This is a genomic window from Acinetobacter sp. X9 (genome assembly GCF_054889255.1).
Genome location: NZ_CM142679.1, coordinates 3,607,518 through 3,622,241, shown reverse-complemented (window position 1 = coordinate 3,622,241; position 14,724 = coordinate 3,607,518). Strand labels below are relative to the sequence as shown.

Here is a 14,724-nt window from a genome sequence, read left to right as displayed (position 1 = left end):
TTCTCCTTTGTTCAACAGTATTTACATTTTAGCGCGTTATAATTTAAAGGTCCGCGGTTCTATACCCAAACGGCGATACATTTTAAATTTTTCTCGACCAATTTGCTTGGCTGTTTCATTATTTTCAACAATTTCTATAATGTGGCTAAAATGATCAACTTGTTCAAGTGCATGATTGTTAAAATTAAATACTAACAAGCCTTGTTCAAGCGGTTGTTTAGCCGAAATACATACAGCAGCTTCAGCTTGATCAATCCCATGCGCAATGAAACTTGCAGGGTCGAAGTCCCATAATCTTTCATCAAGAGTTTGTTGTAGCTGCACATCTGGGCAATACCACCAGATTTTAGGATGCTTCTGCAAAATCTTTCGGCATAAACGGCAAGCACTATCGACTTGCCGTTCTTCACTGGTTTCAAACAGATAAAAACTAACTTTAGCCATTCGTATTTACACGATTCGCTAAAAATTGCATGAGTAATGGTACTGGACGACCTGTTGCACCTTTAGCTGGACCAGATAACCATGCTGTTCCTGCTACATCTAAATGAGCCCAACGGTACTCACGTGTAAAGCGTTCAAGGAAACATGCTGCCGTAATCGCACCGCCGTATGGACCGCCGATGTTCGCAATGTCAGCAAATGGTGAATCAAGTAATTCTTGATAATCTTCAATGACTGGCATACGCCATACACGGTCAAATGATTGCTCACCCGCTTGTTGAAGTTCAGCTGCTAAAGCATCATCTGGTGAGAACAAACCACTCAGTACTTTACCTAAAGCCACTACGCATGCACCAGTTAATGTTGCGATATCAACCACAACTGCTGGGTTGAAGCGTTTGATATAGGTCAATGTGTCGCACAGTACCAAACGACCTTCTGCATCGGTATTTAAGATTTCAACTGTTTGTCCGCTCATGGTTGTCACAATATCGCCTGGGCGAGTTGCTTTACCTGAAGGCATGTTTTCCGCAGCTGCAATTGCTCCAACGACATGAATAGGAAGTCTTGCCTCGCATAGCGCGCGAATAGTACCTAGTACAGAGGCTGCACCGCACATATCGAACTTCATTTCATCCATGCCTAGGCCTGGTTTTAAAGAAATACCGCCTGTATCAAAAGTAACGCCTTTACCAACAAGCACAACAGGCGCTTGATCGATTCCAGCTTGGTATTCGAGTGTTACGATACGACCCGGACGTTCAGATCCTTTGCTGACTGCAAGAAAAGCGTACATACCTAAATCAGCCATTTGCTGTTCATTTAAGACAGTTACTTTGAGTAAGTCAGGGAATTCTGCAGCTAAAGCTAATGCTTGTTCTGCCAAATATTCAGGGAAGCAAATGTTGCCTGGACGGTTGCCAAGGTCACGTGCATACGACTGACCAGACTGTACGGCATGCACTAAAGCCAGTTGTTTTTCATCGAGGCTCGTCGTTGAACTAATTAAATCAACCTGTTGTAACACAAATTCATTTTTTTTCGATTTAAACTCATCATAACCATAAGCTGCTTGAGTTAAGCTTAAAGCGAATAAATAATGGTATTCGACAGGTAACGCAGCAATATCAATCGCGATATGCTTAAATTTATTTTGTGTCGATTTGATAATGGTTTGGGCAAGTTTAGCGAGCTTAACCGCCTGAAGTTCGGCTGTTTTTCCTAGGCCAAGTAATTGGCTATGAGGTTGATTTGAAATCTGACCGAATAAAGGCAGAGTTTCATTGAAGTTGCCTTTGAATTGGGTGGCAGTAAGAACGCTTTCTAGGTTATTGATTTGATATGTGTTGATGTTGCTTTGTAGCTGTTCTGAATCAACTAAAACCCACAAAGATTCATTAGATGTCTGTTCGGGAAAAGTTGTATAAGTTGTAAATTTCATGGCTGCCGTGATTGCCTATAGAAAGTTATGTTGGATTAAAACATTGAAACACTTTCAAGCATAGCGTTGCAATGTGCGGTTTTATATTTTTAACATTCGGGTAAACTAGCACACGTCCCGATTAGCCTTTTGGAAGTATTACTTTGATTATTCGGCGTTATCTCGTCAAGCAAGTTGTCTCTACCTCATTGGTGGTCATTTCTTTACTGACCTTAATCATGATGGGTGGTCGTCTGATCAAATACTTTGGTGTGGCGGCGCAGGGGCGTTTAGATGCCAGTATCTTGTTTAGCATCATTGGATATCGTTTACCTGAATTTCTAACACTCATTTTACCATTGGGTTTTTTCATTGGTTTAATGTTGGTGTTTGGTCGTTTATATGTTGACCATGAAATGGCTGTATTAAATGGTAGTGGTGTAAGCCGTCATCAATTAGCACGATTACTCATTCCAATGACGCTGGTTTATATGGTTTTTCAATCTGTGCTTATGCTCTGGATGACGCCGTGGGGACTACGTGAGTTTGAAAAACTGACAACAACACAAGCTGTTCGAACAGGTTTTGATTTGGTTCGACCAAGAGAGTTTATTTCTTCTGGGCCATATACGATCTATGCAGGTTCATTGTCAGAAGACCGAAAGAATTTGAAGGACATTTTCTTTTATCAGCGCGCTGCTAAAGAAGATAAGCCAGATGTTATGATTTTGGCAAAGGAAGCGACTCGTGTAGAAGTTGCAAATGATACCGCCAATGTCGTTGATCTGGTACAAGGTCGTCGCTATGAAATATTCCCGGGACAACCAAAATATACACAAGCAGAGTTTCAGTCTTATCGTCTACGTTTAGAAAATGACAAAGATGTTAAGTTTGAGAGTGGCGATGTAGAAGCACTATCAACAACAAAACTCTTTTCAAAAACGAATGATCCAGTCATCAGAAGTGAGTTGGGATGGCGCTTATTTGGGCCATTCACCATTGTTATTGCGTTAATGCTATCAGTGGCATTGTCTGAGGTGAGCCCACGACAAGGCCGTTATTACCGTCTTATTCCGGCGATTTTTATTTTTTCCAGTCTGATCGTATTAATGATTGCAATCAAGACTCGTATTAGTAAAGAAGAACTCGATATTTGGGCTTATCCTGCCGTGTTGGTTGTGTATGGCGTTGCTGCCGCTTTATTCTCACGTAAGCAGAAGTTGGGACCAAAAATCAAGAAACAGATCAAGCGAGTGAAATTATAATGTTAGCACGTCGAATAGTCGCCAAATATGTGACGAAAACCACTGCGCTTGCGATGTTTGGCACCACAGTTGTTTTGTCCATTCTTCAGGTCTTATTTACATATCTTGGCGAGTTGGGTGAGCTCAAACCAGACTATAACGCATGGCAAGCTCTCGTCTATGTCTTGTGGGGAGCTCCTCGCTATCTCTATGAAATTTTACCTATCTCTGCCTTGATTGGTGCTGTGATTGGTCTGGGTTCATTGGCAACGAGCAGTGAGCTCATTGTTATGCGTTCAGTCGGTGTTAGCTTATGGCGTATTGTTGGTTGGGTTATGCGCTCAGCTTTACTACTTATTATTTTGTCGTTTGCTTTAAGTGAATGGGTTATCCCTTATACCAATGAAAAAGCACAAAGTGTTAAAAGCCATCGTTCTGTAGCTGCTTTAGGTGAAGTTAAAGGCTATTGGTCACGTGAAGGGCAACGATTTATCTATATCGACTATGCTAACTCTCAGGGTAATTTAAGAGACATTCAAGTGGTCGACTTTGATCAGAACTATTACTTGCAATCATTAATTAATGCTCAGCAAGGACAGTTTATTAAAAATGGTCAATGGGCTTTGAAAAAAGCTGAACAAATGGACATTTTGGCGGCAGGCAATGCCATCAAAACTGATCATGAAGAACAATCGCTTGCTTTAGCATTACAGCCTAAATATGTGCATATGGTGACTTTAGATCCTGAAGATTTATCGCCAAGCCAACTGATTAGCTTTATGCGTTATATGGATGAATATAGCCAGGTACCAAAGACGTACCAATTGGCTTTCTGGCAAAAAGTTGCTTCGCCATTTTCACTCATTGCATTAGTTCTCGTGGCGTGTTCTTTTATTTTTGGACCGTTACGCCAACAATCGATGGGCTTCCGTTTAGTGATCGCATTGTTTATTGGTTTGAGTTTCTATTATTTGCAGGATTTCTTGGGCTATGCAAGCTTGGTTTATTCTCCATCTCCAGCATGGTTTGTGCTCGTGCCTATCTTGTTAATGTTTGGTGCCGGAAGTTATTTGCTTTACCGCGCTCGCTAGTAATAAGTGATATTTATGGTTTTCATCAATCGCGGATATTGGTGAAAGCCATAGGAATAAATAGAGTCTTGACCGAAAATTCGGTAAGATATTGTGACGAAATTGTAGACAAAAGAGAAATTGATTATGACGGATGCAACTGCTGGCAAGATCCCTCACGTTCTGGTCATTATGGATGGTGTTGGACACCGTGAAGCGATTGAAGATAATGCTTTTCTTGCAGCAAAAACACCAAATTTGGCGGCAATGAAAGCCAAGCATCCGAATAGTCTAATTTCTGGTTCAGGTGAAGATGTTGGATTGCCTGATGGACAAATGGGGAACTCTGAAGTCGGCCATATGAATCTTGGCGCTGGCCGTGTGTTATATCAAGACTTTACCCGTATTACTAAAGATATCCGTACTGGTGACTTTTTCAAACATGAAGTGTTGATCGACGCTGTTGAAAAAGCTAAAGCTGCTGGCGGTGCTGTTCATATTATGGGACTACTTTCAGAAGGTGGCGTCCATTCACATGAAGATCATATTGTGGCGATGTGTGAGCTTGCATTAAAACGCGGTGCAAAAGTTTATTTACACGCTTTCCTTGATGGTCGTGATACACCTCCACGCAGTGCTCAACCATCTTTAGAAAAATTAGATGCATTATTTGCTCAATATCCGGGCCAAGGCCGTATCGCAACTATGATTGGTCGCTACTTTGCAATGGACCGTGACAACCGTTGGGATCGTGTTGAGCAAGCTTATCGCTTGTTGACCGAAGGTGAAGCACTTCGTACTGCGCAAACAGGGGTTGAAGGGTTGGAATTGGCTTATGCAGCCAATGAAAATGATGAGTTTGTAAAAGCGACTCGTATTGGTGATATTGCTAAAGTTCAAGATGGTGATAGCGTTGTATTTATGAATTTCCGTGCTGACCGAGCTCGTGAAATTACTCGCGCATTTGTAGAGAAAGACTTTGCTGGTTTTGAACGCAAAGTTGTACCAAATCTTTCTAAATTTGTGATGTTAACGCGTTATCAGGCAAGCATTGATGCACCAGTTGCATATATGCCAGAAGCCCTTAAAAATTCATTGGGTGAGTATTTATCTTCTTTAGGTAAAACCCAGTTACGTATTGCTGAAACTGAAAAGTATGCACATGTAACATTCTTCTTTAGTGGTGGTCGTGAAGATGAATATCCAGGTGAAAAGCGTATTTTAATTCCGTCTCCAAACGTTGCGACATATGACCTTAAGCCTGAAATGAGTGCTTATGAAGTCACTGATGAGTTGGTTAAAGCGATTAATTCGGGTGAATACGACTTATTGGTTGTGAACTATGCAAATGGTGATATGGTCGGTCATACAGGTGTGTTTGATGCTGCGGTTAAAGCAGTTGAAGCAGTTGATACCTGTTTAGGTCGTGTCTATGAAGCAGTTATGGCGAAAAAAGGCCATATGCTCATTACTGCTGACCATGGTAACGTTGAACAAATGCAAGACTACGAAAGTGGGCAAGTGCATACTCAACATACAACTGAGCTTGTGCCTTTTATCTATGTGGGTCCAACACAAGCAACAATTGCAGAAGGTGGTGTGCTTGCAGACGTAGCACCGACAATTCTCAATTTAATGCAGATTCCTGTTCCTGCCGAAATGCAAGGGCGTAATCTGATTACACTGTCTGCATAAGTTAAAGGTGATTGGATGCTGCAACACATTAAATATAAAAAACTTATTGTAAGTATGTTGCTGTGTTGCAGCCAATTTGCCTTTGCAGCGCCAGTTGTAAAAGAAAAAATGTCACCTTTGCATTCGGATTCGGAAGAACCGGAACATAGCTATGCAGAGGTGCCAATCGAGTCGATTCAACAGTTTGTGCAAATCTATGGAATTGTTCGAGATAACTATGTTGATGTGAAGTCTGACGATGCCTTGTTTCAACAAGCCATAAAAGGGTTAGTGAGCGGGTTAGATCGTTATTCGCGTTATTTATCGGCAGAAGAATATCGCCAACTGATTCAATACACAGAGGGTGATCTTGCATCAGTTGATTTTGCATTAAGCCCTGAATCACATGCTCATAAATGGATGATTCGTGATCTTAAAACCGGTTCTGATTCCTATAAATTAGGTTTGAGAAATGGTCAGACGATTCTCAAAATTGATAACCAAGATTTAAAAAATTTAAACCAAGATCAGGTGCTTGGACTACTTTACGGTTCTATAGGAAGTACACTTCAAGTACAAGCAGAAGAGCTAAACGGAAACATTAACTTAGTCCGTAATAAAAAAATAGAAACCGATATAGAACCTGTAATGTTACATAATCAGGTGCTCGTACTAAAAATTAGAGTGTTCCAACAAGACACTGCTAATGAAATTAAAAGATTAATTGAAGAAAATAGCTCCCCACGTTTAAAGGCTGTTTTAATCGATTTGCGAAACAATCCGGGTGGGTTGTTATCGGCAGCAGTTGAATCAGCAGATTTATTTTTAAATAACGGAATTATTGTTTCAACCAAAAGCCGTTCGGAAGGTAACCAGCAGTTTCAGGCTTTGCCCGGTAATGAATTTCAGAATATAAAACTGGGTATATTAATTAATCACCGCTCTGCATCGGCGGCAGAAGTTTTTACTGCGGCTATGAAAGAACACCAGCGTGCTTGGGTGATGGGTGAAAAAAGTTATGGAAAAGGTGTAGTGCAAAAGCTATTTCCTTTGCCAAGTGGGGCGGCTCTACAGATGACGGTCTCTCATTACTACACGCCAAATGGCAATATGATTGAAGGTCAGGGTATTCAACCTAACCAGTCCTATCCATTACCTGCAGAAATGAAAGAAGACGTATATTTAGAGCGCGTTGCAGATTTATTTCTAAAGAGGAAGTAATTTTTATACTTCCTCTCCCATTTCAGTATCTAAGCCAAATTTTTTGAGTCGATAGCGCAAAGAACGGAAAGTCATTCCTAACTTTTTAGCCGCTAAAGTTCGATTCCAATGCGTCATGTTCAGAGCATTCAGTAAAATATCTTTTTCGATATTTTCTAAGTAGCGTTCTAAACCTTCCATTGGAAATTTTGGGTGAGTCTGAACAGCCGGTGTTTGATTTAGTTGTTTCGTTACGATTTGCGGGCTCACGCTAGTGCCTCTAGGAGGAGGCGCTAAGTGTGTTAAATCAATGGACTCATCATCACTTAAAGTAATAGCTCGCTCAATCATATTTCTTAATTCACGAACATTACCCGGAAAGTCTTGCTGCAATAAGTAAGTTTCAGCGCTCGCCGTTAATTGCTTGCTTGAAATGCCCCATTCCGTACAAACCTTTTGAATAAAATGATTGGCCAATAGCAAAATATCTCCACCACGGTCACGCAGTGGCGGCAGCATAATATCCATAACATGAATACGGAAAAATAAGTCCTGACGGAATTTACCTTGTTGAACTAATAAATCTAAGTCTTGGTGACTCGCACTGATTACTCGAAAATCAACATCAATTTCCTGATCTGAACCTACAGGGCGAATCTTTTTCTCTTGTACTGCCCGAAGCAATTTAACTTGCATACTTAAAGGCAATTCGGCAATTTCATCTAAAAATAAACTGCCGCCGTGTGCCGATAAAATCAGACCTTGTTTGTCTTGGGTTGCTCCAGTAAAACTGCCTTTTTTATGCCCGAAAAGTTCACTTTCCATGAGCTCAGTTGGGATTGCTCCACAGTTAATTGCAATAAATGGTCCTTCACTGCGGTTGCTTAAGCGGTGAATCAGATTGGCAACAACTTCTTTACCCGTACCAGACTCACCTGTAACAAACACAGGTGCTTGGGAGCGGGCTATTTTTTTTATAGCTGTCCGTAAGTTTTGTATAGGTGGCGAACGCCCAATTAATAAGTCATTTTCTAATGTTGTTTCACCGAACTCATGCTCTGGTTTTGGCTGGTTGAGCGCCTTTTTTAACAATTGATCTAAGTGAATTTGGTTAATAGGTTTGCTGACAAAATCAAAAGCTCCCGCTTTTAATGCTGCAATTGCAATATCCATATTGCCGTATGCAGTTAAGACTGCAATGGGAGTGTGTGGGTAAGTTTGAGAAACATGTTGAACCAATTCTAAACCACTACCGTCAGGTAGATTTAAATCGGTCAAGCATGCATCGTAATGAAACTGAGTAAAAAGCTGTTTGGCCTGTTCAACCCGATAAGCAAGATGTGTCTTAATCCCCATTCGTGCAAGAGTCATTTGCATTAACAGGCACAAATCTTCTTCATCGTCTACAAGCAAAACGAGTGGTTGCTGTTCTGCCATTTCCCCAAAAACCTAATAAAAAATCAATATATTATTGGGCATTCTATTCTGAAGCATGCCCCTTGTTTTTGCTCTACATAAGTGAGCTTTGCATGGTTTGCCTCACAAAAACTATGAGACAAATATAATCCTAAACCAGTTCCATTAATTTCGGTACTAAAAAATGGTTTAAATAATTGAGATATATCACGTTTTGAAACACCTTCACCGTAATCGATCACATCAATATAAATTTTATTTGTTTGTGAATGGATATTGATCAGAACATAGGGCGAATCGGGTGCATTGTGTCGTAGAGCATTCCTAACAAGATTAATTAGCACTTGTCTGAGTTGCTTTTCATCAAACAATAGCTTTAAGGATAAATCAGAACTTTTAAGCTGGATTGCATGTTTAACATCAGATAAATCTTCATCTAATAACGTTTTTATGAAGTCGTTTAATTCGATCTGGATTGGGTACGTTCTTTCACTGCGGGCAAGTCCTAACGTATCTTGAACAATACTATCAATGCGTTTCGTTTGCTTGCCAATCATATTGCGTAAAGTATTTTGCTGTTCCGCGTCACTATCTTTGAGTAATTCATTTGCTTGAACAATGGCTGCAAGAGGATTACGAATCTCATGTGCAATACTTGCTGAGAGTTGTCCTAAAGCAGCAAGTTTGAGTTGTTGAGCTTGCTGATTAATCTGTTGTGCATCTTGTAAGATGAGTAGTGTTAATGCTTGTTGCGGCACCAAAAGATGTTGCACTTTAATATTAATAGAATAAGCCGACAGTCGGGACTCAAAAATAAATCGATCACCTTCTTTTAGGTTATCAAATTTAAGAATTTCAAATAAGTCAGCATGCCATTTTGCTAAGGGATATTTTTCACTGGCAAATTGAGGTGGAATTCCTAAAAGAGAGCAGGCGGCTGGGTTACTTAAAACAATGTCATAGTTTTCATCTAGAACTAAATAGCCCTCTTCAATTTGTTCCAAGATATAGCGGTTAATATTTTGTAGTTGATAGAGTTCTATTGATTGATGGAAAGTTAGCGCTTCAAGTAATTTAAAGCGCTGGACCGCAATTTGTCCTATTCCATGTACTACAAAGAACAAGAAGGCCAATAAGGCGCTATTACCAATCGTATTTAAATTATTGTAGTCAAATAAACTGCCAACGAAGCGTTGGTAAATAACCGCAATCACTGCAAGTAATGTAATGAGCAACGACATTCTTGCGCTAAGTAAAATGGCCGAAGTAAATATGGCAATCACATAGAGCAAGCTGAGTTGAAGATTTGGTTCACCTACAGAAAATGTAAGTAAACTCAGACAGATAATATCAACTACAAAAAATAAAATGAGCTGCCTTGTGGCCTGAGTAGCAATAAGCTTAAAGCATAAAAGTTGAAGAAGGCTTAAGAGCGAATAGCCGAGTAGTGTGTAAGAATATAAAGTGGGTTGTTGTAGACTATTGTCGATTTGAGCATCGGTTAAAACCAAAATAATATTCAGGCTAACCGCAATAATAAGGCGATATAAACCATACCACGTGCCCAAACGAAATATCGTATGGGACAAGGATGAGTTTACGGGAAATTGCATGTAAGTCTGATTAAGGCTTGATCAGACCGTAACGAATCGCGAGATGAGTTAGTTTAACATCACTATCAATGGCTAGCTTTTCAAAAATACGGTAGCGGTAAGTATTCACTGTTTTAACACTTACAAAAAGTTTGTCTGCAATTTCTTGAGCGCTAATACAATTTACAACCATCATTGCAACTTGCATTTCTCGTTCAGAGAGAGAATCAAATGGCGATTGCTGCGTATCGGATAAATAAGAACTTGCTAATTGCTCAGCAATATCGGCACTAAAGTATTTGCCGCCTTGCATCACTTTATTAATCGCCCGAACCATTTCGGTAATTGGAGCACCTTTGGTGATGTAACCTTTAGCTCCTGCTTTAAGCAAAAGAGAAGGGTAAGGTTCTTCTGCTAAGCCACTGACTGCAATCACTTTTGTATCTGGTGCGGTTTGCAGTAAACGACGTGTTGTTTCTACGCCGCCGATGCCAGGCATATTGACATCAAGTAGCACAACTTGAGGATGTTTCTGACGAACAATAGCAATTGCTTCTTCACCCGATTCGGCTTGTCCAATGACCTCTACATCGGCATGATCTTCTAACATACGGCAGATACCTGTACGTACAAGTTCATGGTCATCCACAACTAAAACTGTAATCAAGAAGACCTCCTTTCTTTCAAAAAACAAGTTTTTTGTTACATAAAGCAAAATTAGCTTGCAATGGAATGACAAAATTAGCAATCCTATTCTTATATAGTGAGCGAATAGTTGTGCACAATTGTGTCGGTAAAAGCGTTATACCTTATACCTCAAATGTAAGGCATAATTATAGTAAGCGCAAATGTGTATCACCCTGAGTCGAGTATTGTGCCGTGAAAAATTCTAAAAAGTCTTTAATGCATGTGCTAAGCATGTCTATTTTGCTTAGTTTGAGTTCAACAAGCTTTGCAGAACTCGTCAATAACCCGTCCTCAGGGAATAGTGGTACTGCAAGCTTAAATTGGTCTTCAGCTGATGCTAGCCAATTTTTAAATGATGAAGATGACGAACCTACTCCGCAAGGTTCAACATCGGTAACCACAACTTTGCGTGGTGGTAGCGCACCTAAAATTGTAGCATCTGCACCGAAGATTGCTCCAATCCGTGATACGACTGGTTACAATGCCCAGCCGAGTGTAAGCGCTCGAGCTGCACTTGTGATGGACGCGCAAACTGGTGAAGTGCTCTACAGTAAAAATACCAACGCTTCTGTGCCAATTGCCTCTATTACTAAGTTGATGACAGCAGTTGTAACGGCAGATGCCCGTTTAAACATGTCAGAAGAAATTACACTTGAGCAAATCGATTTTGCTGGTGCAAATGGTAAAAACTCAAGTTCAACCTTACGTGTTGGCGACAAGATGAACCGTGCAGAAGTTCTTCTGTTTGCTCTAATGAAATCAGAAAACCCAGCAGCGGCGGCTTTAGCACGTACTTATCCAGGTGGTCGTCCTGCATTCGTCGCTGCAATGAATTCTAAAGCACGTGCTTTAGGTATGAACGCAACCCACTATTATGAGTCAACTGGTTTAGATCCGCGTAATGTATCTTCTGCGCGTGACTTAGGGATTTTGGCAAGTACAGCTTCTCAATATGGTTTAATCCGTCAATTCTCAACTACACCGACTTATGACTTTAACTTGGGTTATCGCGTGTTGAAATCTAACAATACCAATGCTCTAGTGCGCAATGGTGGTTGGAATATTAACTTGTCTAAAACTGGTTATATTAATGAAGCAGGTCGCTGTGTTGTGATGCACACAACTGTAAATTCACGTCCGGCAGTCATTGTATTACTGGGTGAGCCAAGTACACAGGCACGTAATAATGATGCAACTAACTTGCTTGGTTGGTTGAGCAATTTGCCAAAACGTATTTAATTTAAATATTCAAAAAACGCTTCTATCAAGAAGCGTTTTTTTATGGCTATAAAAAAGACATAAAAAAACGGCTGTTTAATACAGCCGTTTTTTTGAAAAATCAGATCTTACATGTTAGATAAAATCGAATCTTTTACTTGGTCCATTGTTGCATCAATTGACAACATCACTGCATCAGCACATTGTTTGATTGCAGTATCAGGATCTTTCAAGCCATTACCAGTTACTGTACATACAATGACAGAACCTTCGGCAATTTTACCCGCTTTAATATCACGGATCGCACCGCCGATAGAAGCAGCAGACGCTGGCTCAACAAATACACCTTCATACATAGAAAGTAAGCGTTGAGCTTCTAAAATTTCGCTGTCTTGAAGTTCATCAAACCAGCCTTTAGAGTCGCGTACTACAGCTTTTGCATGGTTCCAGCTTTGTGGATTACCAATACGGATTGCAGTTGCAACAGTTTCAGGGCTTTCAACTGGAGCACCACGTAAGAATGGAGCTGCGCCAGAAGCTTGGTAACCCACCATTGTTGGTAAACCTTCTGGTTTTGGACCAGTGAATTGATCAGTAGCAGCATCATAAATCACTTGTTCAAACTGATCAGCAGGCTGGTTTGCTACAGCTTCGGTATAACCCATCCAGTGAGCGGTGATATTACCTGCGTTACCTACAGGTAAGCAGTGGTAATCAGGTGCGCGGCCTAAAGCTTCAACGATTTCATAAGCAATAGTCTTTTGACCTTGCAAACGGTAAGGGTTGATTGAGTTTACAATCGTTACAGGCGCTTGATCAGCAACTTCTTTTACAAGACGCATACCATCATCGAAGTTACCACGAATTTGCATAGTGATCGCACCATACATCATCGCTTGTGCCATTTTACCCATCGCAATTTTGCCTTCTGGAATCAAAACAAATGCTTTGATACCTGCACGTGCAGCATAGGCAGCAGCAGCAGCAGAAGTGTTACCGGTAGATGCACAGATAATCGCTTTAGAGCCTTCTTCAACCGCTTTGGTTACAGCCATGGTCATACCACGGTCTTTAAATGAACCAGTTGGGTTTAAGCCCTCGTATTTCACATAAATTTCAACATCTTTGCCAATAATACGTGGAATATTCTCAAGTTTAATGAGTGGGGTGTTGCCTTCACCCAAAGAGATAGCACGAGTAGTTGCCGAAACTGGCAAACGGTCACGATAACGATCTACAAGACCAGTATAACGATTGGCATTAGACATGATGGTGTTCCAATTAGAGATGAAGCGGGAGAGGGAATCTTTCCCTCAACCTGATTAACTATCGAGCGATTCTAAACGAATTCTTACGATTTCGCCACGAATTGCAGGTAATGCTTGAATTTGTGCAAGAGCATCATCCATTTTTGATTCAACGATTGGATCGGTCAGAATCACGATTGGAATAAGGTCTTTTAAACGAGATTGTTGCATGATCGCATCAATACTAATTCCAGCGCGACTTAAGATGGTAGTTACGTCTGCAAGTACGCCAGTTTGGTCTTCTGCGTTTAAGCGAATGTAATAACCTGTGGTCATTTCTTCACGGCTTAAAATTGGCACATTGGTTAATGCTTCAAAAGCCAACTGAGGAATTGTGCCTGCGCCGTCTTCGGTATAAGAGATGTCACGGACAATATCAATAACATCAGCAACAACCGCAGAAGCTGTAGGACCTGCGCCTGCACCCGCGCCGTAATAGAGTGTTGGACCTACGGCATTTGCCTGAACTAATACAGCGTTTTTAACGCCGTTTACATTCGCAATCAGCTGTTCATCTGGAATGAGTGTTGGATGAACACGTAACTCAATACCTTTTTCAGCACGACGTGCAATACCGAGATGTTTAATGCGGAAACCAAGATCTTCTGCATATTTCACATCTTGTGCAGTGATTTTGCTGATACCTTCGGTATAAACCTTATCAAATTGAAGAGGAATACCAAAAGCACAAGACGCTAAAATGGTAAGTTTATGCGCAGCATCAATACCTTCAACGTCAAAAGTTGGGTCTGCTTCTGCATAACCGAGTTCTTGAGCTTCTTTTAATACATCATCAAATGCACGACCTTTCTCACGCATTTCAGTCAGAATAAAGTTACCTGTACCATTAATAATACCTGCCAACCATTCGATATGGTTTGCAGCAAGACCTTCACGGATCACTTTAATAATTGGAATACCGCCAGCAACTGCTGCTTCATAAGCAATTTGCACAGCATTGTCTTCTGCTGCTTTAAATAATTCATTGCCATGTTCAGCGAGTAACGCTTTGTTTGCAGTCACGACTTGTTTGCCGTGTTTGATCGCTTCCATGATAACTTCGTAAGCAGGGTGGATCCCACCCATAACTTCTACAACTACATCAACGTCTGGTTGACGAACGATGTCAAGTAAATCGGCGCTTTGTTTAATCCCTTCCAATTCAAGATCTGGACGAGGGCGGCGTGTTCCAACGTGGGTAATTTGAATTTCTCGACCGGTGCGACGTTTAATTTCAGCGGCATTTTCTTGTAGTAGTTTAAGGGCTCCTCCACCTACGGTTCCTAGACCGAGTATTGCCAGGCGAACTGGTTTCACGTCACACTCCATTCATCATTTAATCATTTAGTTGAAGCTAGATCATAGCTAAAAAAAACGCCAGACTCTAGCGCTTTTAGTGCTTGTTCAATGAATTAGAGTGCGATGTTTGGAAAAGAAGAGTAGATCAGTCTT

At 40.8% G+C, this 14,724-nt stretch carries 12 protein-coding genes; 5 read left to right on the top strand and 7 right to left on the bottom strand.

What is annotated here, in order from left to right; translation table 11 throughout:
* Positions 1-36: 36 nt before the first annotated feature.
* Both ACYU0V_RS17230 and ACYU0V_RS17225 read right to left on the bottom strand, forming a co-directional pair.
* On the bottom strand, positions 37-444 hold the full coding sequence (locus tag ACYU0V_RS17230) for a DNA polymerase III subunit chi (protein ID WP_002121193.1): 408 nt from the start codon (positions 442-444) through the stop codon (positions 37-39).
* Positions 437-1,885: a leucyl aminopeptidase gene (locus ACYU0V_RS17225; RefSeq protein ID WP_005079478.1), complete on the bottom strand. Its 1,449-nt coding sequence runs from the start codon at positions 1,883-1,885 to the stop codon at positions 437-439. The genes ACYU0V_RS17230 and ACYU0V_RS17225 overlap by 8 nt, the downstream gene beginning before the upstream one ends.
* Before the next feature lie 143 nt (positions 1,886-2,028).
* Here ACYU0V_RS17225 and lptF point away from each other — a divergent pair, with 143 nt between their 5' ends.
* From lptF to ACYU0V_RS17205, 4 genes are all read left to right on the top strand, one after another.
* Positions 2,029-3,129, top strand: coding sequence for an LPS export ABC transporter permease LptF (gene lptF, locus ACYU0V_RS17220; RefSeq protein ID WP_002121169.1), 1,101 nt, complete (start codon positions 2,029-2,031; stop codon positions 3,127-3,129).
* On the top strand, positions 3,129-4,199 hold the full coding sequence (gene lptG / locus ACYU0V_RS17215; RefSeq protein ID WP_002121203.1) for an LPS export ABC transporter permease LptG: 1,071 nt from the start codon (positions 3,129-3,131) through the stop codon (positions 4,197-4,199). Before lptF ends, lptG begins: the two co-directional genes overlap by 1 nt.
* Positions 4,200-4,325: 126 nt before the next feature.
* Positions 4,326-5,873, top strand: coding sequence for a 2,3-bisphosphoglycerate-independent phosphoglycerate mutase (gene gpmI, locus ACYU0V_RS17210; protein WP_262462615.1), 1,548 nt, complete (start codon positions 4,326-4,328; stop codon positions 5,871-5,873).
* 15 nt (positions 5,874-5,888) lie between these two features.
* Entirely contained in the window at positions 5,889-7,073 is a 1,185-nt protein-coding gene (locus ACYU0V_RS17205; protein ID WP_262462617.1) for a S41 family peptidase, read from the top strand.
* Between the two features lie 3 nt (positions 7,074-7,076).
* On the opposite strand, the gene ACYU0V_RS17200 is transcribed toward ACYU0V_RS17205, so the two are convergent.
* From ACYU0V_RS17200 to gacA, 3 genes are read right to left on the bottom strand one after another with little or no spacing between them, the layout of a single operon-like run.
* Positions 7,077-8,489, bottom strand: a complete 1,413-nt coding sequence (locus ACYU0V_RS17200) for a sigma-54-dependent transcriptional regulator (RefSeq protein ID WP_262462619.1) — start codon at positions 8,487-8,489, stop codon at positions 7,077-7,079.
* A 23-nt stretch (positions 8,490-8,512) separates the two neighbouring features.
* Positions 8,513-10,081, bottom strand: a complete 1,569-nt coding sequence (locus ACYU0V_RS17195) for a sensor histidine kinase (RefSeq protein ID WP_262462620.1) — start codon at positions 10,079-10,081, stop codon at positions 8,513-8,515.
* A 10-nt stretch (positions 10,082-10,091) separates the two neighbouring features.
* Positions 10,092-10,727: a response regulator transcription factor GacA gene (gacA, locus tag ACYU0V_RS17190; RefSeq protein WP_002121174.1), complete on the bottom strand. Its 636-nt coding sequence runs from the start codon at positions 10,725-10,727 to the stop codon at positions 10,092-10,094.
* A gap of 212 nt (positions 10,728-10,939) precedes the next feature.
* On the opposite strand from gacA, the gene pbpG reads away from it, so the two are divergent.
* Positions 10,940-11,986, top strand: a complete 1,047-nt coding sequence (pbpG, locus tag ACYU0V_RS17185; RefSeq protein ID WP_031946764.1) for a D-alanyl-D-alanine endopeptidase PBP7/8 — start codon at positions 10,940-10,942, stop codon at positions 11,984-11,986.
* A gap of 107 nt (positions 11,987-12,093) precedes the next feature.
* Here pbpG and thrC read toward each other — a convergent pair whose 3' ends face one another.
* Positions 12,094-13,233 carry a threonine synthase gene (gene thrC, locus ACYU0V_RS17180; protein WP_002048893.1) on the bottom strand — a complete coding sequence of 380 codons (1,140 nt, stop codon included), beginning with the start codon at positions 13,231-13,233 and terminating at the stop codon, positions 12,094-12,096.
* Positions 13,234-13,287: 54 nt separating this feature from the next.
* Positions 13,288-14,589 carry a homoserine dehydrogenase gene (locus ACYU0V_RS17175; RefSeq protein WP_002121263.1) on the bottom strand — a complete coding sequence of 434 codons (1,302 nt, stop codon included), beginning with the start codon at positions 14,587-14,589 and terminating at the stop codon, positions 13,288-13,290.
* Positions 14,590-14,724: the final 135 nt, after the last annotated feature.

What these genes read in the sequence shown, in the direction of transcription:
- ACYU0V_RS17195 (WP_262462620.1), bottom strand. Translation starts at nt 10,081, where the DNA reads ATGCAATTTCCCGTAAACTCATCCTTGTCCCATACGATATTTCGTTTG.
- ACYU0V_RS17230 (WP_002121193.1), bottom strand. Translation starts at nt 444, where the DNA reads ATGGCTAAAGTTAGTTTTTATCTGTTTGAAACCAGTGAAGAACGGCAA.
- ACYU0V_RS17200 (WP_262462619.1), bottom strand. Translation starts at nt 8,489, where the DNA reads ATGGCAGAACAGCAACCACTCGTTTTGCTTGTAGACGATGAAGAAGAT.
- gpmI (WP_262462615.1), top strand. Translation starts at nt 4,326, where the DNA reads ATGACGGATGCAACTGCTGGCAAGATCCCTCACGTTCTGGTCATTATG.
- lptG (WP_002121203.1), top strand. Translation starts at nt 3,129, where the DNA reads ATGTTAGCACGTCGAATAGTCGCCAAATATGTGACGAAAACCACTGCG.
- thrC (WP_002048893.1), bottom strand. Translation starts at nt 13,233, where the DNA reads ATGTCTAATGCCAATCGTTATACTGGTCTTGTAGATCGTTATCGTGAC.
- ACYU0V_RS17225 (WP_005079478.1), bottom strand. Translation starts at nt 1,885, where the DNA reads ATGAAATTTACAACTTATACAACTTTTCCCGAACAGACATCTAATGAA.
- ACYU0V_RS17205 (WP_262462617.1), top strand. Translation starts at nt 5,889, where the DNA reads ATGCTGCAACACATTAAATATAAAAAACTTATTGTAAGTATGTTGCTG.